Raw genomic sequence first — 23,286 nt, 5'->3', positions numbered from 1 at the left:
GCCGTAGTTGCTACCGAAATGTTCAGTAATAACAAAAATCTTCTGGCCAGTAAAGGCGGTGTAGCCACCGCAATGGAGGAAATGGACTGGAGCAGTTCCACAATGGGATCTGTTGATCACTGGCCGGTCAGCCTGCGCTCTGCTTTGGGCATTATGCTGAGCTCAAAATTTCCCATGCTGTTGTTCTGGGGAAAGGACATCCATTGTTTTTACAATGACGCCTGCTATCAGGGCATGGGGATTACAGGAAACCATACTGATTTATTGGGTAAGACGGGAACAGTTGTACTTCCGAAAACCTGGAACGTCATGCTTCCCTTCGTAAACGAAGTGCTGAAAAATACAGAAGCGTCATGGCATCAGGAGCAATGGCTCCCCATTCAGCGTCACGGTAAAACGGTCGATAGTTACTGGACTTCAAGCTACAGTCCCGTCCACAATGAATTGGGGGTATTTGAGGGAATTATCGTGACACTAAACGACGTTACGGAAAAAGTGGAAGTGCGCAAGAAAATGGAAGAAGCGGAAGAGCGATCCAGGCTGGCTACTGAAATTGCCGAGATTGCAACCTGGGATCTGGACCTGCAGACGCATGAAATGATTCACTCTGAAAACCTTGCCCATATCTTCGGATACCCTAAAACGGCAAAACTTTCCAATGCCATGATGATGAGCCACCTGCACGCGGAAGACCTCTCGAATATCGCCGAGAAGGCTTTTGAAGTGGCCATGACCACCGGAATTTACAAGTTTGAATCGCGTATCATTAAAAAGTCCGGCGAATCCGGATGGATCCGGTCGCATGGAAAAATATTCTTCAATGCCGACGACGAACCGGTCAAGATTATCGGGACGCTGATCGACATCACGTTGGAACAGAACCGCCGGGAAATCCTGATGAAAAGCGAATCGAAATTCAGGCTTCTGGCCGATTCCATGCCCCAGTTGATCTGGACTGCGGATCCTGCCGGAGATTTAAATTACTACAATCGGTCCCTCGCCGAATACACGGGAGCGTCGACACTCACTAAAAACACGGGAGGTTGGCCGACTATCCTGCACCGCACCGAAATAAAGGAGTACAAAAATCAATGGAGGCGCGCCATCACATCCGGCGCAGATTTTCAGATCGAACACCGCCTGAGAAAAAATGATGGAACGTATCGCTGGCATGTCACGCGTGCGATTGCCCAGAAAGATTCCGATGGTACAATCCAGATGTGGGTGGGAACAAGTACCGACATCCAGCAGCAAAAGGACTTCACCGGCAAATTAGAACAACAGGTAAAGGAGCGCACCGCCGAGCTCGAAAACAACAACATCAACCTGATTAAAATAAATATTGAGCTACAGTCTTTTGTATACATCTCCAGCCATGATCTCCAGGAGCCACTGCGAAAAATACAGATTTTTATCAGCAGGCTCTATGGTGGAGCCAATGCCAAATTACCTGAAAACACCACCTTGTATCTCGATAAGATCAACGAATCCGCGATACGGATGCGCGCGTTGATTCAGGACCTCCTCGCCTACTCCAGGACAAACTTGGCAGACAACATCTTTGTAAAGAATGATTTGCGTGCCATGGCCGAAAAGGTCATCGACGATTACAGTGAACTTATACAGGAATCTGGCGCTGTTGTTGAAATCTTTGATTCGTATGAGCTTAAGGTTATCACGTTCCAATTTTGGCAGTTGCTGAATAACCTGTTGGGAAATGCCCTGAAATTCACAAAGCCCGGTGTACCGCCCCATATCGTTTTCAAAGCGTTCCGGATCAATGGCAGCGGTATTGACCAACCCGATGCGGACCCGGCACTGACCTATTGCCACATCAGCATCGCAGACAATGGCATTGGATTTGATATGGAATACAAGGACAAAATTTTTGAAGTATTCAGGCGCCTGCACAACAACGAGGTCTACACGGGGACAGGAATCGGACTGGCCATCGTAAAAAAGATCGTCCAAAACCACGGCGGTTTTATTACGGCTTCCTCCGTTTTGAACCAGGGAACCACCTTCAATATATACATTCCTGAAATGTAAGTCCACTAAGATAATTGGATTTAAGGATTGCAAAGCATTAAATTATATACCAATCGGTATTTTATTTAAAATTTATTTTTATATTCGCATGGTATTAATTCAATCACGCTGTTTACGATGGCAGACTCAAAAGCGGACCGCACCAGAAAATTCATTATCGAAACCACCGCCCCAATCTTCAACACCAAAGGGTATTCCGGGACTTCGATAAACGATCTTACCCAAGCTACGGGTCTGACCAAGGGAAGCATTTACGGGAATTTTGAAAGTAAAGATGATGTGGCGTTGGCGGCGTTTGACCATAATTTTGGTAAAATCGTTTCCTTTATCCGACAAAAAATAGAAGCCCGTGAAAATGCGATTGGCAAACTACTGGTTTACACTGAAGTATATCGGGATTTTCTCGATATCCCGTTCCTTGAAGCAGGCTGTCCGGTGCTTAATACATCTACGGAAGCTGATGACACGCATCCTGAACTTAGGAAAAAAGTTGTTGCGGCGTTGCATTTGTGGAAAACTTCGATTGAACGCCTCCTTCAAATGGGAATTGCCAACCAGGAGATTAAAGCCGATACCCATGTGACCGAATTCACTTCGGTGATGATGTGCCTGATTGAAGGGGCCGTGATGCAATCCAAGGCATACGGGACGCGCGACATCCTTCACACTACGATGGATTACCTCCAACAAATGATTATAAACTTAAAAACATAAAAAAATTTAAAGTAAAATATACCAATTGGTATATAACTAACCACTTAAATCCTTTCCAATGAAAAAATTATACCTTATTCCGTTTTCCTTTGTATTCTTTTGCTTTGCTCACGCAGATGCCCAAACTGCCAAAATAATTACGGGTTTCCACCACGTAGAAAGCGTGGCCGTAGCCGACGGATTCCTCTATGCTGCAGATATCGGTGTCGAACTTAAACCAAGCGCAAAAGACGGCGACGGACAAATCATCAAAATGGATAAAGCCGGAACCATCATTGATGCCCAATTTGTGAAAACGAAACTCAACGCACCAAAAGGGCTCGCCATCTACAAAGGCATTTTATACCTTACGGATATTGACCGGGTACTGGGCATCGACATTGCAACCGGCACTGTGTCATATGAAATAGACTTTAGTAAAGACGCCAGTTTCCTGAATGATATCGCCGTGTGGGATGAACACACCCTTTTTGTTTCAGCGACCGACAAGAGCAAACTTTTCAGGCTGGACCTCGTTGAGAAAACCTATGCGGAAGTCAAGACCAGTGTTTCCATTCCCGGAATCAATGGATTGTTTTGTAAAAAACGTTCAGACAGGCTCTACGTAAATGGTTTCGGCTCTGAAAATAAACCCAATGGCATTGTGGGATACATCAGCCTGAAGGACAATCATTTTACAAAGATTGATGTCCCTGAAGGATACTATGATGGTCTCGCACTCAACAACGGTATCCTGTATACCAGTGACTGGGTTGCTTTTGAAGCAAAAGGTGTCGTCCGTGAGATGGCAACCAACAATTTCAACAAAGTAAAAAAAACGACCTTTTCGTTACAAATTCCCGGGCCTGCCGACTTTGTGATCTCCGGAAGCGAAATGTTTGTTCCGGCAATGCTCAGCGGGGAAATCTATATTTTCAGTATCTATTGATTCAACCATTCATCAAAAAAATAAAACAACATGGAAAAAACGCCGGAATCCCAGTACAAAATACGGTTCAGCGATTGCGATCCTTTTGGACACCTCAACAATTCCAGATATTTGGATTACCTGATCAACGCCCGAGAAGACCATCTGCTCGAACACTACCAGTTTGACCTGACGCATTCTTACAAACAGGGCATTGGCTGGGTGGTGGGAAGCCACGAGATAGCCTATGCAAGCCCTGCCGTTTACAATGAAGTAGTCACGATACAGTCGGCATTGCTAAAAGTGGATGCCGCGATGCTGCACGTTGAAACCGTCATGACAAACAGCAACAAAACCCAACTGAAAGCGGTGATGCGTACAAAACTGATTCCAGTCAATGCCCACACCGGGAAACGCGAAGCACATACGCCCGAGTTCCTGGTTTGGGCCAAAACAATTGAACATCCGGAATTGAGTGAAGCTATTACGCTGCAGGAGCGCGTGATGCAATTAAGAACCCAATTTAAAGGCGAGAATACAAAATAAAAGCCGTGATGGTGCTATTGTTTCAACCTTTCCAGTTTTTCCCTGATTTCCACATCGTTCGGATCTAATTCAAACGCATGTCTGTAGGACCGGATCGCTTCTTCCCTATTGTGTTGCATTTCATAAAAGTCACCCCACCTGCAATATACAATGGCCGCATTGGGATGTTGTTCCGTAGCGACCTCGAGTAATGTACGCGCGGCTTCAATGTCGAAGTTGCTTTGATGCAGCAGATCGTAAATACGGTATGTGATTGCATATTCGTTCATGTTCATGGAGCGGAAACCTTTTTTGGCGCCTTTATAGTCTTTCCTGGCGAGGCATTCCGTAGGACTGAACTCCTCAGGTTGCATTTTCATCATCGGTTTTTCATTCCAATCAATTTTAAGCGCATTGACGAGTCCATTGCTGTCTTTTAAGAATGCGCCTTTTACATTGTAATCTGTGAAGGCAATTGTGTCTTTTGCAACCGGAAAACAATAAATATCCTGCCCATCGTTGATTTTTTCAACGAGATAGTTCTTCTCACGCCGGATGTAAATTACCTCGTCAATGCTTTTTCGATACCGCCCTTCATATTCTTCCAATTGGGCTTGCGGCAGCACGGTAGGAATGATTTCCTCTGGCAGGAATTTATACCAACCATACGTTTTGGCCACCGCACGCCTGATTTCTTTCCCGATACCATTCACATCATCGCCCGAGTTCAGCATGATTACAACACCATTCCCGCCTTCGACGCTTCCGATACCGTATGCCAAAAAACCGGCGTTGACTCCGGTAAATTCAAAGTACCTGCCCTTTCCTTCGGTGTTGTCTGCCCTTTCAATCAAAAACGGCCCTATGCCTATTGTTTCCTTATAAGTCCCTTCTGATACTTTTGCCTGCGACGTCATCATCAATTTCGTCATTCTCTCCGAAAGCAGCCCACTTTTCCCGCGATAAGCCTGTTGTAACGAAATGAAAAATTTCGCAAGGTCTGTCGGTGTCGTATACAATCCGGCTGCTGCCTGCTGAGGGTAAACGTATGGCATTCCTTTAAACCAAGACGCCGCGGAATAAGCCCACGCCGCTTTTCCGACAAATTTACCGGGTAGTGGTTGTTCAAACGTACTGTGCGCCATCCCCAGTTTGCCGAATATCAGCTGCTGCATCAGTGGTGCAAAATCCACACGGGTAGCATCCATCATGGCCAGTTGTGCGATGAGGGAACCGCCACCAGAATACCGGAACTCCTTTACGGGTTCCGAGTTTACCACAACCGGCCTGCTTTCCGAAGCTGGGGTTCCGTTGAGTATCTCGACCACCGTTGGGAATGTCACCTTATCAGGAGTAAATCCAAAATAAGCCGATTGGGACGTTCCTGCAGTATGGCTTAAAAGCATCCGCAGCGTTACGGGCGTTTTTACAGTATACTCATTCTCGTTTATTTTCCATGAGGTCAGGAATTGATTTATTGGCGTGTCCAGGCTCAATTTGCCTTGTTCTACGAGTATCATGGCACCCGCTGCCGTGACCAGTTTGCTGATCGACCCCGCAGAGAACATTGTCGTAACATCCACAGGTATCTTTTTGATGGTATCCGCCAAGCCATAGCCTTTTGCCCACGAAATTTTGTAGTTTTCAATTACCGCAATACTCAATCCCGGAACGCGGTAAGCTTTCATACGGTCACGGATATTCCACCCGGGAAAGTCCTTAACCGGAACATACGGCATCAAACTATTTTCAACTTCGACAATCTTGGTGTCTCTTTCAATTCGCTGGCAAAATCCGTGAATGGAAAACAGCAGTACCGCTGCGATAGTAAGTAATTTAGGCATAACAGGTTTTATTAACTGCAGCAAAAATGCAGCTTATTTTGGCTTCCGTCGTTCCAATTCATGATTTGGCACCTATCAAATATTGTTTTGTTCCACAGTTTCGGCAACATACGATTTGGGGGTCAGGGAAGTGTTCTTCTTAAACGCCCTGTTAAACGTCGTCTTTGAATTAAAGCCACAATCAAAAGCAATCGCTAATAAAGTGTGCTTTTCGTAAACCTTAAGGTTCAGTTGCTGCTTGAACGCCTCAATCCTTAAGTTGTTGATGAAATCGTTAAAATTCATACCGTAAGCCTTGTTGATGACTTTTGAAAGTGTAGTAGGATTGGTTTGCAAATCCCTGGCCAGGTCTGCTAAAGTAAGCTCCGGATTTTCATAACTCCTGTGCTGTTCAATGAACGATGAAATCCTCAGTTTCCATGACTCAAACTGGAGGTTGTCGGCTGGCTGATTTTCTTCCTGACCTTTGCGTAAGGGCAACGGTTCATCCTCTTCAGTTAACTTAACGGGAGCAATCGATTTGACATTGTTGAGCAACGCATGAATGGCGATGTAATAAAATAATATCGAAAAACTAAGGTAATACCAGCCCTTCGCGCTAAAGTTTCCCCATTCAGGATAAAGTACAAAAAAAATAATCCTGATGGCCTGCATCGCCAGGAAAGCAAACAGGTATTTTTTTACCCAGGCAAAGGTGATCGTATCGGCAAAACTGACGCTGTTAAATATGGTTCGCCTGTACCCGAGATATTTCTTCATTGACATAAAACCATATATTGACATGGAAAAAAGTCCTAAAAGCTGATACCAGGAATCGAGATCCTTATCGTGTCCATCGGCATAGAAATAATACCTGCCCAGAATGATCTTGTCGACCACCCAAACAATGAAGGTGTAGGCAAGGTACATAGCCGCAGGAATAAAATGAATGAAATTCTTCCGCACGATCTTAAATGATACATCCAGCTGGCTGCACGTATAAAAATACATCAACGGGCCCAGCAAAAGCAATTGCTGCAACGGCAGGTAAAACATGATGTCGCGATACGGCTGCACAAAATACCAGCCTGCAAACCCGAGCATCCATGGGAGGATGTACAACGCACAAAGCACTATGAAAATACCCAGCAGTTTGTCCGCATACCGGTTTTGCGAAGCGGATCTACGAAAAAGCAGGTATGAAAAAATGATGCCCTGGCTGAAAAAAATCAGGAGTATCGCGCTGTAAAAATTAAACTGATAATGCATTCCTGCGACGCTGATTTTTAAAAATTACGGTCATAAAGATATTATATTATTACAATTGTTTATCAATATTGCAAATTTCTATAAACAAAATGATAGTGACAGACGCGATTAATGCGTAGCTTTATAAAAAAAAATATGCGAATCCTACTCACTGGTGCCAACGGCTACGTCGGAAAAAGGCTTTTGCCGGAACTGCTCAACCTGGGCCACGAAGTTGTTTGCTGCGTGCGCAATGCGAACCGTCTCGGATTGGACGATGTCACCTTATCCAAAATCAGCATTTGGGAAACGGACTTCCTGGATGAACCCGATTTGAAGTCGCTTCCCGCAAAATTTGATGCGGCCTATTACCTGATTCATTCGATGAGTTCTTCAAACGCCGACTTTGACAATCTCGAAGCCCGTTCCGCAAGAAATTTCAATACCTATGCCGACGCGATTGGCATCACTCAGGTGGTGTTCCTAAGTGGCATTATCAATGATGCTGTGCTTTCAAAACACCTCCAGTCCCGAAGCGATGTCGAAGACATCCTGTACCAGGGCCACTTTAAACTTACCGTGCTGCGCGCCGGAATTATTGTAGGATCGGGAAGTTCGTCTTTTGAAATTATCCGTGACCTGTGTGAAAAACTCCCGGTGATGATTGCGCCAAAATGGATCCTGACCAACACACAGCCCATCGCCATCCGTGACGTGATGCAATACCTGATTGGCGTGCTGCTTCGGGAAGATTGCTATGACGATTCATTTGATATTGCCGGACCCAATATCCTGACCTATAAGGAAATGTTATTGCTTTACGCTAAAACCAGGAAGATCAAGCTCTGGATCATCACGGTACCGGTCATGACACCGAAGTTGTCTTCGTATTGGTTGTATTTTGTCACCTCCACTTCTTATAAACTGGCGTCCAATCTGGTAGAAAGCATGAAGATGGAAGTGGTGGCGCGCGACAAAAGATTGCAGCACATCCTCGGAATCCATCCCATTTCCTATGTCGACGCGATTAAACTGGCCTTCCTGAAAATCGAACAGAACCTCGTCATATCCAGCTGGAAAGACAGCTTGTCGAGCAGTAGGTCTTCAGGGGATTTGCAGGGCTACATTCAGGTGCCGGTATTCGGATGCCTCAAGGATAAAAAATCGTTAGCCATCACAGACCTGGAAAAAACAATGGACAATATTTTTTCCATCGGTGGTGACACCGGATGGTATTATGGCGATTGGATGTGGCGCATCCGCGGGCATATGGATAAGGCATTCGGTGGTGTAGGGCTGCGGCGCGGCAGGACACACCCTACCCAGATCCACTCCGGAGATTCCCTTGATTTTTGGCGGGTACTGTTGGCAAGCAGGCAGGAAAAAAGATTGCTTTTGTTTGCCGAAATGAAACTACCCGGCGAGGCATGGCTCGAATTTTACATCGACGAAAAAAATGTACTGCATCAAATTGCCACATTCCGTCCTCGTGGCATCTGGGGACGTTTATATTGGTACAGCCTTGTGCCTTTCCACTTTTTTATTTTTGGCGGTATGATTAAGAAAATTGCCGTGTAAAAAGTATAAGCGCAAATCCTTATCATATATGAATTTGCGCTTTTCCGGTACACTGGCCTGCTACTTTTGAGGCAGGTTCCACTTTTGAATCAACTCCTCGTTCAGGGTCTCATCTTTAGTATTGGGATTGCCTTTTCCTGTGGTAATCAGGTTTTTTAAACTGCCCTGTAGGTAACTTGTCCACGCGTCATTGCAGACATCGTAACATTCATACTCCGGTGTTAAACCGTGTTGGGTGAACTTTAGCTCGGTGCCATGGTCCGTTTCAGCAATCTCAAACACCATTTTATTGCCTTTCCATTCGGTTTTATCGTCGGTGAAGTTGAAATGGTTTTCTAAAACCAGCCACACGACTTTTTCATTTGGGACAAATTCTACAATCTTTATTTTACAAACGTGGACGTCTTTGTAATGGTACAAAAATTCCGCATCGGGTTCGTCGGTTCTGCCATCGATGCTTTCGCTCCACCAGCCTTTAACATGGTTGATGGCGTCAAATACTTCCGCAGTGCTGTTTGGCACGATGAGGGTTGTGGTGTAATCCTGGTTTTTCATTTTGTTTGATTTTTTAGAAATTTGTTGCTATTGTATGGTGTTAATCAGTGGCACTAACTTGTGTTCGAGGTATTGCGACCAGGCAGGTACACAGGAATTGTAACATTCAAGTTTCGGTGTAAGCCCTTTGTGGGTAAACGTCAAAACGGTCTGCCCGCCTTCTTCAACAATATCAAAAATGACATGTGTGCCTTTCCATTCATCGGCTTTTTCCACATAATTGAATGCGCTGTCGGTAATAAGCCAAACGACTTTTTTATCCGGAACTACTTCGATCAACTTTTGCCGGCTGAAGTGGACATCGCCACCTGCCGTAAAATCAAATTCATCACCGGCGTTTTCGGTATTGCCAATAATTTCTTCGCCGTAGTAACCCACCCACCAGGAGCGGACGTCAGCAATTGCTTTGAACACCTGCGACGCCTTCTTATCGGACTTGATCGTGTAAATAAAATCTGTTGAATCCATGTTGCTTTAAAAATTTATCTTTTAATAATGACAAAGCTATGGCCTGTTTCCGACTTCAATGGTGGGTAAAATAGACATTGTGACGGGTTGATTTGGACAACTGCAGTTTATATATTTGCCAAAACAAATGTGATGAAACACCTGACTATTTTAATTCCGGATGGACAAAGCAAACTGAGCAGCATCGTTTGCACTTATAAAGTCTTTATAAAGGCCAATGCCTATTGGAAAGAAATCCATGGCAGCGATCTCTTCAAAATACAGCTCGCAGGAATTTCAGAGGAAGTCGAATTCTATGAAGGGCTGTTCACGGTGAAACCACATACGCATATCTCCGCGATTGCAAAAACAGACCTGATCATCGTGTCTGCACTGAACAACTTCAACTATCCCGAATCGATAGCACAAAACAAGTCCATGACCGACTGGATCACGAAGCAGTACAAACTGGGCGCCGAAGTGGCCACGATGTGCACCGGTGCCTTCCTGCTGGCTTCGACAGGATTATTGGATGGCAGACAATGTGCTACACACTGGGCTGCCGATGGTACGTTTCGGGCCATGTTCCCAAAAGTCAACCTGCAAACAGACCTGCTTATCACCGATGAAAACGGAATTTACACCAATGGTGGTGCGTTTTCCTTTCTGAACCTGATCCTATACCTAATCGAAAAATATTACGACCGGCGGACCGCGATCTACTGTTCCAAAATATTCCAGATTGAAATGGACCGGAACAGCCAGTCGCCTTTTATCATATTTACCGGACAGAAAATGCATGGCGATACCCTCGTTATGGAGGCGCAGTCCTATATCGAAAGTAACCCGGGCGCAAAGGTATCAGCAGAAAGCCTGGCTGCAAAGTTTTTAACCGGAAGACGTAGTTTTGACCGGCGGTTCATCAAGGCGACGGGAAATACGCCGTTGGAATACGCACAACGCGTCAAAGTTGAAATGGCGAAAAAAGCATTCGAGACCACGCGCAAAACCATCAGCGAAGTCATGTATGAAGTTGGCTATACGGATGTGAAAGCTTTCCGGGAGGTTTTCAGGAAAATTACAGGCATGTCACCCATCGCATACCGTAGTAAATACAACAAAGAGGCAGCAGTCTGAAATGCTTAACACCAATCAAATGACGCATTTCTGTCTTGGAAATCAATGGCCATATTTACGGTGAAGCAATTTCAGTTTTAACTTAAAGTTATCAAATACAATACCTGAAATTAAAGCACCCGCTCCTATCAGCAACACATAAAGCCCAATTTCGGAATAGAAAATACCGCCCACGATTCCTCCGGTGAAAAAGAAACTGATAATCGTGAGGCGCAATCTGACAGAAGAAAAAAGCTTCTCACGCGATTCCAAATCGTGGTAAAAAAACAATTGCGACAATTCGATTCCCAAGTCCGTGAAAAGGCCAGTCAAATGTGTCGTCCTCACAGTAGCATTCGAAATCCTTGTCACCAGCGAGTTCTGAAGCCCCATTGCAAAAAGCAGGCTGCAGGCAATGAGGTTAGGATATAAGGCAATAAAATGGCTTCCCAACAATGCCACAACTACCAAAATCAGCGCCTCAATCGAGGTGGGTACCAGGTAGACGTAATTGGCGTTTCGCCGCGAAATGACTTCCACCAGAAAATTGGATGAAAACGAACCCAGGAAAAAGAAAAAAATGTACAAAAAATAGATGAAACTCTGCCAGAAATTCAACTTAAATACCTCGTCCACAAAGAAGGCAAAATGTCCGGTGACATTCGTAGTCAGTTTGGCCACTGCAAGGAATCCGGCGACATTGACGATTCCAGCAACGAAAGACAACAGCGATGCAATCTGCAGGTTGTGCTTTGAAGTCCGTTTCTTTCCCTGATGTGTAAACATCGTGCTGATTTTAATCCCGTTTTTCCATGTCAGTTTCTGTAATGGCGTGGTGGGAATACCCAACGAAGTTATAAAATAATACGCCTCGTTTTACAATTCAAACCAATGATATTGCAACGTTTATCGACTGGCATTCCTGGCACTTGTCGACCACCAAAACGCTCATACCAGAAGTCATAAAAAACGAAATATTCTGAAACCGCTACAGGATGATTTTCTTGACGAAATCCTTGTCCTGTTCATCAACAACCTGTACGATCAGCAATTTGCCTCGTAAATCAGGCCGGTTCAATTGAACATAGGTGTTGCCTATATTTTTGTTTTCTGACAACAGCCGTCCCTGCATATCAAACAACCGGACCGTTTTCATCTGGTTTAGGGATTGAACAAACAGCGTGCCATCTTTTGAATAAATCGCAGCCGCATTCGGAAAGGCATTGGCAGTACTTAAATCAGCATCAGTATACGCCATTTCAAATCGGTTGTCAAAGACACCTGTTTCGCTCGTGAAAGTGTAGGGTACGGTCTTGATGCTGTTGGTTATCCCAGTAACATTATCCCGTAGCAGGATATCCTGATCCCCGGCAAACAGCCCATCAGTGTTTAACACGGCAATGTGAAAGGTTCCCGATTCCGTGGCGTTAAACCCCAAAGGCACGATATCGTCATTGGTAAATGGTAAAGGCCGTCCCTGGATGACATACGCATTCCCGTCGATGATAGAGTAGAACTCGGCGCCTGTAGTTCCAAAACTTACCGCATCGTAACCGCAGTCGACGCCTATCGTAGCGCCCGTAACATAGCCCACGAGCAACGTACTGAACATGCCGCTCACATTCTGCAACGTCAGCCAAATCCGGTGACGCTCGATTTCAGTAGTATCCGGAACTGACGCTTCCGTTCCTGCAGAGGACCGCGCCACAATATTCGACAGCAATAGCGAGTCGTGCGGGATAACTTTTATCCGCGACGCAACGCAGCCAGCGTTTGCTTTAGATGCCATAAATCCAGCAACGGAAACGCCCTTGTCCACCGAATTAAAATTTGAACCGCAGGATGCCGAGGCCGTTGAAAAATGAAGAAAGGCCAATAAAGCCCCTGCGTACAGTCTGCCTTTAACACCGTTCCGCAAAACATTCGAGTCAGTCAAAAGAGTAAGTGGATTTTTCATGGTATTTGATTTATATCATTAATATGAATGTACTGCAATCAATGGGTAAAGCAAGCAACAAGTCAGGTAGTTGTGGCATCGCTGAAGTAAATATCCGCAACAATTTTCAGCCTTAATGCCCCAGTTAACAAATGCCATGTCTGGCGCATAAGTGTTGTGATTCAGCGAACAGCTGTTGTCCCAAAAGTTTCTATTTTAATCTACCATAAAATTTTCGGGCAGGACAGCGTAAAAAGCGTGTGCTTAAAGCGGAAAAAACAAAAAAGAGCTGTATATTTGTTTAATAATTTCATTCAAACATTAAACAAGTTTCAATGCTACAATCCTCACGAACTTTCACTGAGATAGAGATTGACCGGATTATCGAAATGGCATGGGAAGACCGAACCCCATTTGATGCCATAAAGTTCCAGTTCCAATTATCGGAAGCAGATGTAAAAGCTCTGATGAAGAAAGAGCTTAAATTCAGCAGCTACAAACTCTGGCGCAAACGTGTCGAAAACTGTAAAACAAAACACCTTGCGAAGCGGGTTGACGGTATTGACCGATTCAAATGCGCACTGCAACGCACCATCTCCAACAATAAAATCTCCAAGCGATGAGCAACACCAAGGTACTACATGCCAATGATATTGAATTATTGGATAAACAGGTGCGGGTACACCTCATCAACAGCCTTGGCGGATTCAAAAGCGTTGTTTTGGTCGGGACACAAAGTAAATCAGGAAGCTCGAATGTGGCCGTGTTCAGCTCTGTATTCCACATCGGGGCACATCCTCCGTTAATTGCGCTGATTTTCAGGCCTAAACCACCGGAACGCGATACGCTCAGAAATATTCTGGAAACTGGTTTCTATACGCTGAACCACCTTAATGAGGCGATGTATAAAAAAGCGCACCAGACATCGGCACGTTACGATCCCGATGTTTCAGAGTTCGATGCTGTAGGCCTGACACCTTTGTTGAAAGATGACTTCCCGGCACCGTTTGTAAAAGAAAGCCACATCCAATTGGGGATCCAATTCAGGGAAAAACTGGATTTAACGATCAACAACACGACCATGGTGGTTGGCGAAATTGTCCAGGTATCTATACCCGAAGACTGTCTGGGCGCCGACGGATTTGTCGACATTGAAAAAGCCAATTCGATTACCTGTTCCGGTCTCGACAGCTACCACAAAACAATCAGGCTGGATAGACTGGCCTACGCAAAACCCAATAAAGAAGTGACCTCCATTAGCCCTAACTTATGAAAACAGCAGTAGTTTGGTTCAAAACAGATTTAAGGATTACTGATAACGAAACCCTCGTCAAAGCCATCGCACAAAATGACCAGATTGTTCCAGTCTATTGTATCGATGACGCGCAATTTAAAACCACGTCCTTTGGATTCCTGAAAACAGGCAGCTACCGGGCACAATTCCTGATGGAATCGCTGCGGGACCTCGATGCCAGTCTGCGGTCCATAGGCTCGGGCTTATTAATTGTGAACGGTAACCCAGAAGTTGAAATTCCAAAAATTGCGAAACAATACAAGGCATATCGCGTGTACGCGAAAAAAGAAGTGGCTTTTGAGGAAAAGCAAACTGAGATTGCTGTGCAGGCGGACTTGTGGAAAATCCATTGCGAGTTATTGACTGTCAGTACCAGCACGCTGTACCACGCTGAAGACCTGCCATTTTCGATCAAGGACATTCCGGATGTATTCACGAGTTTCAGGAAAAAAGTTGAAAAAGACGCGATCATCAGGCCTGCTTTCGAAGCCCCAACAGCGATTAAATCGCCTGAAATCCCTCCATCTGAAATCCCTTCAATTGAAGCATTCGGATTGACCGTAACGGCTTTGGATGCCCGCTCCGTATTGCAGTTTAAAGGTGGTGAAACAGAAGCATTGAAGCGGCTGGAGCATTATTTCTTTACTTCGCAGGCTGTTTCCGAGTACAAAGAAACCCGAAACGGGATGATTGGCGCCGATTATTCGTCAAAATTCTCAGCCTGGCTGGCGTTGGGTTGTATTTCTCCCAGGCATATTTACCAGCAGCTTAAAAAATATGAATCCCTGCATGTTGCCAACGATTCAACGTATTGGCTCGTTTTCGAGCTGATGTGGCGCGACTATTTCAGGTTTATGATGAAAAAATACTCCTTGAAATTCTTCCAGAAAGAAGGCATACAGGACAAGCCGGCGCCATTAACGACTGTGAACAGGAAATTGCTGCAGCAATGGATTGAGGGAAACACCGGAATTGATTTTGTGGATGCCAACATGAAGGAGCTCCGGCTTACCGGTTTCATGAGCAACCGTGGACGCCAGAATGTAGCCAGCTACTTCTGTAATGATTTGAAACTGGATTGGCGGTTTGGCGCGGCATACTTTGAGGAGCAACTCGTAGACTACGACGTCTGCAGCAATTGGGGCAACTGGGCCTACCTTGCCGGCGTTGGGAACAATCCCCGGGGCAACCGCTATTTTAATATTGAAAAGCAGGCCTCCGATTACGATAAGAATAAGGCGTACCGCAAATTGTGGCTGTCCGATTAATAAAATCCGGAATTTTTCTTGTCCAGCAGAATCCATTTTTTATCACTGTTCAACTTCACCGTGGCGATGTACTCTTTATTCCACTCTTCGGGTGAAATCAACGATAAGAATGCATTGCCGTCATTTCCGGCATACATGTGGTATATTTCCCCGATGACGGGCTCAAATGAGAACCTGGCGTTGTAAACCAGTTCGTTCCATTTGTACTCCTCCATCAACTTCTGGTATTCGGCCTTGAGTTCGTCGAATTTATTCGCAAACTCCTTATTCACATTGTGGATGCCCCGGCTTTTCCACGCGACCACATCATCAACCCGGATGACAGGAGCTCCGATATTTGTGGCATAAGGCAGGATATTGGCATTGTAACCGTTCTCTTGAGAGTACACGATGTTGTCTGGTTTCTTCTCTTCCATATTTTTTTGTGAATCTCAAATTTACGGCAATGAAATGAATTGAAGGTAATTTCCCATAACATCTGCTTATAATGAAATTTAAAGTGATGATGGCAATAGGCGGCTCGATTTTTACGCGCTGCCCCGCGATATGCAAGGTTTGAAAAAGATGGTTATTACTTTGCTTATATTCTCCGTTGATTAAGCAACAAGCGTAAGGCATTAGCTGCAAACGCTAAAAAAAACCTGCAGCAAATCAATGCAGCAGGTTCAAACCAAAACAAAACAAGATTTTCAATCCTTCATTTTACCGTCCACCCGTATCGGGTTAAAAGGCAATCCATTTGACAGCATATATAACCTGTCATAACCAGAAAACCGGGGTTTTGCTCCGTTAAGTTTTTTTAACTGCGCTCTAATAACAAACTTAAAGCACCCAAGCGGAAAAAATTTATAGTCTCTCAGGATTATGTTGTGCGATATACGGCTTGCCATTGAAATCACATCGCATTATCTTCGTTTGTACTTTAATAATTTTCAATAGAAATTGTATAATAAATCCATTAAAAATGCATTTTCTATGGACTTTCTATGGACTTACTATGGACTTTCCATGGATTTTCTTTAAGATAAATAGCATCAAAACCCAACCGAAACCCGTTTGTGAATTGTGGGAGAAAGCAGTTCGGGAACAGGCTGTTCCAACGCAGTCGCCCTTTTCTCAAACTGCAGCCTTGCGTTGATTTCGGCAATTACCTTTGGGTAAACATCGCTGAGCGCGACAATAAAATCGCCGGGCTGCGCCATGTCCAACGCGACTTTAATAGCATCTGCTTCTTCAGGGACCAGGTCAAAAGTCACAGTAGCACTTACAGTACGTATGCCCTTTACCACAAGATTATTGATTTCATCTACCGTCCTTCCCCTAAGACTGTGTTCCTGCCGTACGATAATATGGTCAAACATCCCCGCAGCTATGCCTGAAAATGCCATGGTATCTTCGTCGCGGCGGTCTCCAATCCCTGCAATAATGCCAATTTTGCGGTTGGCGTCAACGTGCGAAAGATAATCCTTCATCGCAAGCAAGCCGTGCGGATTGTGGGCGTAGTCAACCAGGACTTTGTATGCTTTGAATTCAAAAAGGTTCATTCTGCCTGGCGTTTGTTCAACACCTGGGACAAATGTTCCCAACGCCTGCCTGATCTGCATCACGTCAAATCCCCAGCAGTATGCCGCGAGCGTTGCGGCGAGCACATTGGCTGTCATGAAACGACACTTTCCGTTTTCAGTCAACGGAATTTGCGACAACGGCGCAATGGGAATGCGTGCTGTCCCTTCGATAACCGTTACGGTATCGCCTGAAAGTACCGCTACAGGCCTGCCTCTTTTAATGCGGCGTTGTATGAGTGCGTTTTCTTCATCCATTGAGAAAAAGGCCCGATTGCAGTCCAGCTGGTTGGCAATCCGGACGCAGTGCGCATCCTCGGCGTTCAATACCGCCCAACCACTTTCTTTGACACTCCTAGCTACCACAGCTTTGACCTGCGCCAAATCCCGCAGCGTCTCGATATCATTCAATCCGAGGTGGTCTTCCTGGATATTGGTGATGATCCCGACGTCGCAGTGATCAAAACAAAGTCCGCTGCGCAACAGCCCTCCCCTTGCGGTTTCGAGTACAGCAAAGTCGACCATCGGATCGTTGAGTACCAATGCCCCGCTCGCAGGTCCCGTGGTATCACCTTCTTTTATCTTGTATCCATCGATGTAAATGCCATCCGTAGTGGTATAACCCGGATGGTACCCGGCAGATTTTGCTATATGTGCCAAAAGCCGTGTAGTTGTCGTCTTGCCATTGGTTCCTGTTACCGCAAATAGCGGAATGGTGCTGGGCGTTCCCGGCGGGTAAAGCATATCGACCACAGCGCTGGCCACATTGCGCCGTCTTCCGACGGTTGGTTCCAAATGCATCCGAAATCCCGGCGCCGCATTCACTTCGAGGACAGCACCTCCAGTCTCCCGGATGGGGTCGCGCAGGTTTGCCGCCATCACATCGATGCCGCACACGTCAAGCCCAATGATTTTCGCTATGCGTTCCGCCATAAATTTATTCTCCGGGTGGATGACATCGGTCATGTCCTCGGCAGTACCGCCTGTACTAAGGTTTGCAGTCGATTTCAGGTATACCATTTCGCCCGCTGCCGGAACTGATTCGTAGTGGTATCCATATTTTTGAAGCTGGAAATCGGTGTCCTGGTCGCGCTTTATTTTGGTCAGTGGTGCTTCATGTCCTTCTCCCCTGCCCGGCTGGCTGTTTACTTCGTCAATCAGTTCGCTGATGGTTAACCTCCCATTTCCAATAACATGCGCCGGATACCGTTTGGACGCGGCGACAAACTTCCCATCAACCACCAAAAGCCTGAAATCACTGCCCGTGACAAATTTTTCTACAATTACGTAGCGGCTGTATGCCTTTGCTTCCTGCAGTGCCACTTGTGCGGATGCAAAGTCGGTTACATTAATCGTCGCACCTTTTCCCTGGTTGCCGTTGAGTGGCTTGATCACTACTGGAAATCCAATGCGGTCCGTAATCTCCTTCAGGCCCTCATCGGACTGGCAGACATCGCCTGCAGGAACCGGAATCATGGCATTGGCAAGCAGTTTTTTAGTGGCATCCTTATCCCCGGCAATATTTACCCCGGCGTTGGACGTATGACACGTCATGGTGGCTTGAAACTGCTTTTGGTTGACGCCGTATCCCAATTGAATCTTAGAGTTTTTTCCCATTCGGTTCCATGGAATACCCCGCTTCTCCGCTTCCTTCACTATGGAAAGCGTGCTGGGCCCCAATCCGAATCGCCGCTTCAACATTTTCAACTGATCGATGTCTGCTGAAAGGTCATAGGGTTCGTTGCTGTAAAGCGCATTCACAATTCGGAATGCTGCGTCGGCGGCATACAATCCCGCCTCTTCGATTTCGTATGTAAAAACCACGTTGTAAACTCCTTTGGTATTCGTTTCGCGGGTGCGCCCATAACCGGCTTCCATTCCGGCGAGCGATTGGATTTCCAGCGCGACATGCTCCATAACATGGCCCAACCAGGTACCGCGTTCCACACGTTCGAAGAAACCGCCCCGTTTTCCTTCGGAGCATTCATGTTCGATCATTCCTGGCAGCAACGCTTTGATGCGATCGCAGAAACCATTAATATTATCGGTTGGAAATTGCTCCATTTCTTCAAGGTCGAGCCTCACCTGTATCAACCTGTTCCTGTAATTGCTCCAGACATTTGGTCCGCGCAGTACCTGTATCTTTACTATTTTCATGCTTCGGTTTGTTGTTAGGATAGTGTTTGTCCGTTTCTGACAAAAGCGAATCAAATGTCAATAGAAATGAAGGTTAATAAATTATATCTTTTTCATAATTTATTACATAATCTTCTCGGTGAGACCCCGCGAAACACACTTGTAATGACTTCATTGATACCAAGATATCAATGCGGCGATCAATTGGGTTTTAGCGAAAAAACATGCAGGCCCTCCTGGTAACTGTAGGCAAGTGAAAGGTGGCTGGCTTCCGCAATTTCCCGGGCGATGGCAAGGCCGAGGCCAACAGAGTCCGGCAAGTCAGCATTTTTATTAAACCGGGAATAAAGCGTTGCGGCATCTAATGCTGTTGACAGACCAGTATTGGCGATGCTTAACGATGCAGTGGTCATGGTGATTATTATTTTACCTCCGGGAATGTTATGCCTGATAGCGTTCTGAATCAGGTTATTAGCAAGGACGAGGCAAAGATCTGCATTAGCATGTATCGAAAAATCGGCCTCAAAATTTTTGACGACATCCAGGTGACTGCTCTTGATGTGGTCATCAAACAAACTGAGCGCGCCCAATACCTTTTTTTGAAAGGAAACTTTATCCGTTGCTTTAAACTGTCGGTTTTCGATTTTGGTGAGCAGCAGCAACGACCGGTTGATGCGGATGAGTTTAGAACACGCATCGTCAATAGACATGATGATTCGGGCTTCGCTCTGCCCAAGGTTTTCCGATTGGATCAGCAGGTCGATCTTTGATTTGATTACCGCCAATGGTGTCTGGATCTCGTGCGATGCATGCTCTGTAAATTTCTTCTGACGGCCGTAGTCGGCGATCATGTTTTTCATCATTTCATCCAATGAAACGTTCAGCTCATTGAATTCCACGATATTACTTGGCTTAAACGCGGGGCTTTGCCTGTCGTTTGGATTAAATCCTTTCAGGTTGTCTATGACGGTATAAAATGGCTGCCACAATACCTTTGAAATATAAAGGTTGATGATGACAAAAATCAGGGTAAGCGAAATCAACACAGTGATCATAGAGGAGAAGATACCCCAGATCAGCTGGTCTGACTCGAGCATGCTGCGCCATATTTTGATCTTCAGGTATTTGTCGCCTTTTTTAACGAAGGACGTCAGCATCCTGTTTTCAGAGTACTCACCTTCCTGCTTGTTCTGCACCAGCGTGTCAGAGAAAAAGCTCCGGCGCACTTCCGAATTTTTCACCCGTGTTATGGAAACCTCTTTATCTTTGGTAAGCACTTTTAGTGACACCGAATCATTTTCGAAGATAAAGGTCTTGATCTGGGTGTTGAAATCAGACAACAGCGCATCACTGCTTTCCTCTATTTCCTCCGTGGCAATGGCATAACACACAAACCCCGATAGAACGAGGATTGGAATACCAAAAATCATGTAATATAAACTGGTTCTGTTTAGCAGTTTCATTCTGGTGTTTTAAAATTATACCCCAATCCATAAACCGTATGCAGGTAATCCTCACAGTGCTTTTCGAGCAGCTTCTTCCGAAGGTTTTTGACGTGGTTGTAGATGAAATCGAAATTGTTGAGTGCATCGGCATGGTCACCCCAAATGTGCTCTGCCAAGGCACCTTTACTGATGACACGGTTCTTGTTCGCGATGAAATAAAGGAGCAGGTCATACTCTTTTGCCGTCAGGAAAATGGAACTGTCATGGACCATCACCCGACGTTCGTGGGGTAAAATCCGGATTTCGTTGAAACTGATTTCGTTGTTGCCATCAAACAGCTTGCGGCGCATTAGTGCTTTGATGCGGGCATTGAGTTCGGGCAGGTGAAATGGCTTCGGGAGGTAATCATCCGCACCCAGGTCGAGGCCGTAAATCCGGTCATCAAGAGAGTCTTTTGCTGAAATGATAATGATTCCGGCTTTCGATCGCCTGTCCTTAATCTGGCGGATCAGGTCGAGCCCGGAGCCTTTCGGCAGCGTGATGTCGACGAGCACACAGTCGTAGTCGTACAGCGCTATCTTTTGCCCGGCAACAATGAAATCAGAAGCCACCTCAACAATGTTCCCTTCAGGGGCGAGATAATCGCGGATACTTTTTTGCAGTTCCGGCTCATCTTCTACCAACAGGATCTTCATAACAGTAATTGGTTTGACATAATGCACGCAATGTATACAGATTAGCGGGAATTCAAAGATGGCAGGATACGCCGTGGCGCACTGATTAGCCATTTTTCATACTCCCAAAAACAAATGTCCGATGCAATTCTATTTTAATTCTGTAGTGGTGACCGACTTTTCCGATGCAACACCGATTAAAAATCGGGATTCTTAAGATTCAGTTAAGATTGTGGTTCGGGTCCATTCTACAGATTTGAAATAGAATTGAAAGCGAAGTTTGCATTGAAAAAAACAACCCAGAATGCGAAACCTGACGCTACAATTGCTTTTTATCTTATTCGCCTCTACGCCTATGAGATCCCAGCCTTCCACTGTTTTTGATGTTTGCCGGAAAGGAAGCCTTTCAGAAATCACAGCGCAATACAACCAAAATCCGGACATCATAAACAGCGTGAACGAGGGCGGCTCAAGTCCGTTGATCCTCGCTGCATATAATGGAAATGAAGCGGTTGCCTTATTCCTCGCTGAGAAAGTGAAGGATCTGAATTACAACAATGGCCGCGGTACTGCACTGATGGCCGCCGTGATGAACGGAAACATCTCGATTATCAGCAAACTGCTTGCCCAGCATGCTAACGTAGACCTCACCTCGGCGGACGGCAAAACGGCACTGATGTATGCGGTTTACTTCAACAAAAATGAAGCGGCAAAGCTTTTAATAAAATCGGGAGCCGACAAAACCTTAAAAGACAATGAAGGAAAAACTGCGCTCGACATGGCGCAATTCAATAAGAATACCGAACTCATCATACTGTTGGACCAATAAAAAAAAATGAAAATGAAAACTACGTTTACCGTCCTGCTCACTGCGCTTGCCATCACCCTGGGAACTGCGCAACAAAAAACAACCGGTGTTAAAAACATCGGGTCAATGACCGTAAAGATCGACATGAACCAGGCGACTTCACTGCTTACGTTTACGATGACCGGCCCCGCCACAAAATGGTTGTCTGTTGGCCTTGCAGCGACCACCATGTCCACCAACACACCGATTGATGTGATTACGTACACCACGGTGCTCCTGGACCAGCACCTTTCCGGCGGCCATAATGCGGCAGTGACGGACGGGACCAACAACCTCACGTTAGTGAGCAACACGGTCAGCGGAAGCACAAGGACAATAGTGGCCACAAGGCCCTTTAGTACCGGTGATGCGAATGATCACACCTTTACCTACGCCACTAACAGCATCAACCTGATCTGGGCGGTGGGGCCAAATACCAATTTCAATTCCGAACACAGTACTAAAGGAAATACGTCGGCAACATTTACCACCGTATTGGGCGTCGATGACATCACCCTTGCCGACAAAATTACGGTCTATCCAAACCCCTCAGACGGGAATCTTTTGCTGGACAACCGCATGCTAGAAAGGATCGAAGACATAAAGGTGTTCAATACCGATGCACAGCTGGTAAAGGAATTGCAACCGAAAACCAGTGATGCCAGTATTCCACTGAACTTGTCCGGATTATCCTCTGGTGTTTATTTCCTTGAAATTTCAAACGCTGACGATCGTATCGTAAGGAAAATAGAAATTAACTAATTCGACATGAATAAAAAACTCAAAATCTGGACTTCAGTCATTGTACTGCTGGCCCTCGTACTCACTTTAGGGTATCTATACGTTATGAAGGGAGGTCAGCGGAACCTGCAGACAGAAGATGCCGCCTTTAAGGTGACTGCTGAAAACCTGACTTCCGAATTCAACGTTGATGCTGCCAAGGCGACCAAAAAGTACCTCAACAAAGCCATCGAAATTAATGGAACGGTGACCTCTTGTAAAAATAAGGAACTCGTACTGAACAGCAATGTGATCTGTACCATGCAGACCCTTGCAGCACTGACTAACGGGCACATTGTTGCCGTAAAAGGACGACTCATCGGCTTTGATGACCTCATGGGTGAAATCAAGCTGGATCAATGTTACATCATTAAATAATCCC

General features: G+C 45.6%; 22 protein-coding genes. 12 read left to right on the top strand and 10 right to left on the bottom strand.

The window, feature by feature from the left end:
* Positions 1-18: 18 nt before the first annotated feature.
* The 4 genes from CFE23_RS12875 (at position 19) to CFE23_RS12860 (ending at position 4,216) form a co-directional block, all read left to right on the top strand.
* On the top strand, positions 19-2,049 hold the full coding sequence (locus CFE23_RS12875; RefSeq protein ID WP_291088658.1) for a PAS domain-containing sensor histidine kinase: 2,031 nt from the start codon (positions 19-21) through the stop codon (positions 2,047-2,049).
* A gap of 117 nt (positions 2,050-2,166) precedes the next feature.
* Positions 2,167-2,763: a TetR/AcrR family transcriptional regulator gene (locus CFE23_RS12870; protein ID WP_291088656.1), complete on the top strand. Its 597-nt coding sequence runs from the start codon at positions 2,167-2,169 to the stop codon at positions 2,761-2,763.
* 58 nt (positions 2,764-2,821) lie between these two features.
* The gene (locus CFE23_RS12865) at positions 2,822-3,691 is read left to right on the top strand and encodes a hypothetical protein (protein ID WP_291088654.1); all 870 of its coding nucleotides are present in this window, start codon (positions 2,822-2,824) and stop codon (positions 3,689-3,691) included.
* A gap of 30 nt (positions 3,692-3,721) precedes the next feature.
* Entirely contained in the window at positions 3,722-4,216 is a 495-nt protein-coding gene (locus CFE23_RS12860; RefSeq protein ID WP_291088652.1) for an acyl-CoA thioesterase, read from the top strand.
* Between the two features lie 14 nt (positions 4,217-4,230).
* Here CFE23_RS12860 and CFE23_RS12855 read toward each other — a convergent pair whose 3' ends face one another.
* Both CFE23_RS12855 and CFE23_RS12850 read right to left on the bottom strand, forming a co-directional pair.
* The gene (locus CFE23_RS12855) at positions 4,231-6,039 is read right to left on the bottom strand and encodes a serine hydrolase (protein WP_291088650.1); all 1,809 of its coding nucleotides are present in this window, start codon (positions 6,037-6,039) and stop codon (positions 4,231-4,233) included.
* A gap of 75 nt (positions 6,040-6,114) precedes the next feature.
* The gene (locus CFE23_RS12850; protein ID WP_291088648.1) at positions 6,115-7,287 is read right to left on the bottom strand and encodes an AraC family transcriptional regulator; all 1,173 of its coding nucleotides are present in this window, start codon (positions 7,285-7,287) and stop codon (positions 6,115-6,117) included.
* Positions 7,288-7,422: 135 nt separating this feature from the next.
* On the opposite strand from CFE23_RS12850, the gene CFE23_RS12845 reads away from it, so the two are divergent.
* Positions 7,423-8,844: an SDR family oxidoreductase gene (locus CFE23_RS12845; protein WP_291088646.1), complete on the top strand. Its 1,422-nt coding sequence runs from the start codon at positions 7,423-7,425 to the stop codon at positions 8,842-8,844.
* 60 nt (positions 8,845-8,904) lie between these two features.
* Here the strand turns inward: CFE23_RS12845 and CFE23_RS12840 are convergent, their stop codons facing one another.
* Positions 8,905-9,399: an SRPBCC domain-containing protein gene (locus CFE23_RS12840; protein ID WP_291088644.1), complete on the bottom strand. Its 495-nt coding sequence runs from the start codon at positions 9,397-9,399 to the stop codon at positions 8,905-8,907.
* Positions 9,400-9,426: 27 nt separating this feature from the next.
* Complete coding sequence (locus tag CFE23_RS12835) at positions 9,427-9,867, bottom strand: SRPBCC domain-containing protein (RefSeq protein WP_291088642.1); 441 nt, start codon at positions 9,865-9,867, stop codon at positions 9,427-9,429.
* 132 nt (positions 9,868-9,999) lie between these two features.
* Between CFE23_RS12835 and CFE23_RS12830 the strand changes: the two genes are divergently transcribed.
* Positions 10,000-10,983 carry a helix-turn-helix domain-containing protein gene (locus CFE23_RS12830; RefSeq protein WP_291088640.1) on the top strand — a complete coding sequence of 328 codons (984 nt, stop codon included), beginning with the start codon at positions 10,000-10,002 and terminating at the stop codon, positions 10,981-10,983.
* 42 nt (positions 10,984-11,025) lie between these two features.
* Here the strand turns inward: CFE23_RS12830 and CFE23_RS12825 are convergent, their stop codons facing one another.
* Together CFE23_RS12825 and CFE23_RS12820 are read right to left on the bottom strand one after the other, a co-directional pair.
* Positions 11,026-11,748, bottom strand: a complete 723-nt coding sequence (locus CFE23_RS12825) for a YoaK family protein (protein WP_291088638.1) — start codon at positions 11,746-11,748, stop codon at positions 11,026-11,028.
* Positions 11,749-11,950: 202 nt separating this feature from the next.
* The gene (locus CFE23_RS12820; protein ID WP_291088636.1) at positions 11,951-12,919 is read right to left on the bottom strand and encodes a hypothetical protein; all 969 of its coding nucleotides are present in this window, start codon (positions 12,917-12,919) and stop codon (positions 11,951-11,953) included.
* A 314-nt stretch (positions 12,920-13,233) separates the two neighbouring features.
* Here CFE23_RS12820 and CFE23_RS12815 point away from each other — a divergent pair, with 314 nt between their 5' ends.
* Genes CFE23_RS12815 through CFE23_RS12805 form a run of 3 tightly spaced genes read left to right on the top strand, consistent with a single transcriptional unit; the run spans position 13,234 to position 15,460 of the window.
* On the top strand, positions 13,234-13,521 hold the full coding sequence (locus CFE23_RS12815) for a TIGR03643 family protein (RefSeq protein ID WP_291088634.1): 288 nt from the start codon (positions 13,234-13,236) through the stop codon (positions 13,519-13,521).
* The gene (locus CFE23_RS12810) at positions 13,518-14,171 is read left to right on the top strand and encodes a flavin reductase family protein (RefSeq protein ID WP_291088632.1); all 654 of its coding nucleotides are present in this window, start codon (positions 13,518-13,520) and stop codon (positions 14,169-14,171) included. The genes CFE23_RS12815 and CFE23_RS12810 overlap by 4 nt, the downstream gene beginning before the upstream one ends.
* A complete protein-coding gene (locus tag CFE23_RS12805; protein WP_291088630.1) occupies positions 14,168-15,460 on the top strand; it encodes a DASH family cryptochrome in 1,293 nt (430 codons plus the stop codon). The genes CFE23_RS12810 and CFE23_RS12805 overlap by 4 nt, the downstream gene beginning before the upstream one ends.
* On the opposite strand, the gene CFE23_RS12800 is transcribed toward CFE23_RS12805, so the two are convergent.
* From CFE23_RS12800 to CFE23_RS12785, 4 genes are all read right to left on the bottom strand, one after another.
* A complete protein-coding gene (locus CFE23_RS12800; protein ID WP_291088628.1) occupies positions 15,457-15,876 on the bottom strand; it encodes a DUF2452 domain-containing protein in 420 nt (139 codons plus the stop codon). The two genes, CFE23_RS12805 and CFE23_RS12800, sit on opposite strands and share 4 nt — an antisense overlap.
* 618 nt (positions 15,877-16,494) lie before the next feature.
* Complete coding sequence (gene cphA / locus CFE23_RS12795) at positions 16,495-19,179, bottom strand: cyanophycin synthetase (protein WP_291088626.1); 2,685 nt, start codon at positions 19,177-19,179, stop codon at positions 16,495-16,497.
* A gap of 179 nt (positions 19,180-19,358) precedes the next feature.
* On the bottom strand, positions 19,359-20,621 hold the full coding sequence (locus CFE23_RS12790) for a HAMP domain-containing sensor histidine kinase (RefSeq protein ID WP_291088624.1): 1,263 nt from the start codon (positions 20,619-20,621) through the stop codon (positions 19,359-19,361).
* Entirely contained in the window at positions 20,618-21,298 is a 681-nt protein-coding gene (locus tag CFE23_RS12785; RefSeq protein ID WP_291088622.1) for a response regulator transcription factor, read from the bottom strand. Before CFE23_RS12785 ends, CFE23_RS12790 begins: the two co-directional genes overlap by 4 nt.
* 283 nt (positions 21,299-21,581) lie before the next feature.
* On the opposite strand from CFE23_RS12785, the gene CFE23_RS12780 reads away from it, so the two are divergent.
* The 3 genes from CFE23_RS12780 to CFE23_RS12770 are packed head-to-tail and all read left to right on the top strand — an operon-like array spanning position 21,582 to position 23,282.
* The gene (locus CFE23_RS12780) at positions 21,582-22,106 is read left to right on the top strand and encodes an ankyrin repeat domain-containing protein (RefSeq protein WP_291088620.1); all 525 of its coding nucleotides are present in this window, start codon (positions 21,582-21,584) and stop codon (positions 22,104-22,106) included.
* 12 nt (positions 22,107-22,118) lie between these two features.
* Positions 22,119-22,886 (top strand): T9SS type A sorting domain-containing protein, encoded by a 768-nt coding sequence (locus tag CFE23_RS12775; protein WP_291088618.1) that lies wholly within the window; start codon positions 22,119-22,121, stop codon positions 22,884-22,886.
* A 6-nt stretch (positions 22,887-22,892) separates the two neighbouring features.
* The gene (locus tag CFE23_RS12770; protein ID WP_291088616.1) at positions 22,893-23,282 is read left to right on the top strand and encodes a hypothetical protein; all 390 of its coding nucleotides are present in this window, start codon (positions 22,893-22,895) and stop codon (positions 23,280-23,282) included.
* Positions 23,283-23,286: the final 4 nt, after the last annotated feature.

Source organism: Flavobacterium sp. BFFFF1 (genome assembly GCF_002256285.1).
Taxonomy (GTDB): Bacteria; Bacteroidota; Bacteroidia; order Flavobacteriales; family Flavobacteriaceae; genus Flavobacterium.
This window is presented reverse-complemented; position numbering and strand designations above follow the sequence as displayed.

Excerpts from the sequence above, each read along its gene's own strand:
- CFE23_RS12790 (WP_291088624.1), bottom strand. The coding sequence starts at position 20,621 with ATGAAACTGCTAAACAGAACCAGTTTATATTACATGATTTTTGGTATT.
- CFE23_RS12835 (WP_291088642.1), bottom strand. The coding sequence starts at position 9,867 with ATGGATTCAACAGATTTTATTTACACGATCAAGTCCGATAAGAAGGCG.
- CFE23_RS12865 (WP_291088654.1), top strand. The coding sequence starts at position 2,822 with ATGAAAAAATTATACCTTATTCCGTTTTCCTTTGTATTCTTTTGCTTT.
- CFE23_RS12870 (WP_291088656.1), top strand. The coding sequence starts at position 2,167 with ATGGCAGACTCAAAAGCGGACCGCACCAGAAAATTCATTATCGAAACC.
- CFE23_RS12810 (WP_291088632.1), top strand. The coding sequence starts at position 13,518 with ATGAGCAACACCAAGGTACTACATGCCAATGATATTGAATTATTGGAT.
- CFE23_RS12815 (WP_291088634.1), top strand. The coding sequence starts at position 13,234 with ATGCTACAATCCTCACGAACTTTCACTGAGATAGAGATTGACCGGATT.
- CFE23_RS12775 (WP_291088618.1), top strand. The coding sequence starts at position 22,119 with ATGAAAACTACGTTTACCGTCCTGCTCACTGCGCTTGCCATCACCCTG.
- CFE23_RS12820 (WP_291088636.1), bottom strand. The coding sequence starts at position 12,919 with ATGAAAAATCCACTTACTCTTTTGACTGACTCGAATGTTTTGCGGAAC.
- CFE23_RS12825 (WP_291088638.1), bottom strand. The coding sequence starts at position 11,748 with ATGTTTACACATCAGGGAAAGAAACGGACTTCAAAGCACAACCTGCAG.
- CFE23_RS12800 (WP_291088628.1), bottom strand. The coding sequence starts at position 15,876 with ATGGAAGAGAAGAAACCAGACAACATCGTGTACTCTCAAGAGAACGGT.
- CFE23_RS12770 (WP_291088616.1), top strand. The coding sequence starts at position 22,893 with ATGAATAAAAAACTCAAAATCTGGACTTCAGTCATTGTACTGCTGGCC.
- CFE23_RS12860 (WP_291088652.1), top strand. The coding sequence starts at position 3,722 with ATGGAAAAAACGCCGGAATCCCAGTACAAAATACGGTTCAGCGATTGC.
- cphA (WP_291088626.1), bottom strand. The coding sequence starts at position 19,179 with ATGAAAATAGTAAAGATACAGGTACTGCGCGGACCAAATGTCTGGAGC.
- CFE23_RS12830 (WP_291088640.1), top strand. The coding sequence starts at position 10,000 with ATGAAACACCTGACTATTTTAATTCCGGATGGACAAAGCAAACTGAGC.
- CFE23_RS12785 (WP_291088622.1), bottom strand. The coding sequence starts at position 21,298 with ATGAAGATCCTGTTGGTAGAAGATGAGCCGGAACTGCAAAAAAGTATC.
- CFE23_RS12850 (WP_291088648.1), bottom strand. The coding sequence starts at position 7,287 with ATGCATTATCAGTTTAATTTTTACAGCGCGATACTCCTGATTTTTTTC.
- CFE23_RS12840 (WP_291088644.1), bottom strand. The coding sequence starts at position 9,399 with ATGAAAAACCAGGATTACACCACAACCCTCATCGTGCCAAACAGCACT.
- CFE23_RS12780 (WP_291088620.1), top strand. The coding sequence starts at position 21,582 with ATGCGAAACCTGACGCTACAATTGCTTTTTATCTTATTCGCCTCTACG.
- CFE23_RS12805 (WP_291088630.1), top strand. The coding sequence starts at position 14,168 with ATGAAAACAGCAGTAGTTTGGTTCAAAACAGATTTAAGGATTACTGAT.
- CFE23_RS12845 (WP_291088646.1), top strand. The coding sequence starts at position 7,423 with ATGCGAATCCTACTCACTGGTGCCAACGGCTACGTCGGAAAAAGGCTT.
- CFE23_RS12875 (WP_291088658.1), top strand. The coding sequence starts at position 19 with ATGTTCAGTAATAACAAAAATCTTCTGGCCAGTAAAGGCGGTGTAGCC.
- CFE23_RS12855 (WP_291088650.1), bottom strand. The coding sequence starts at position 6,039 with ATGCCTAAATTACTTACTATCGCAGCGGTACTGCTGTTTTCCATTCAC.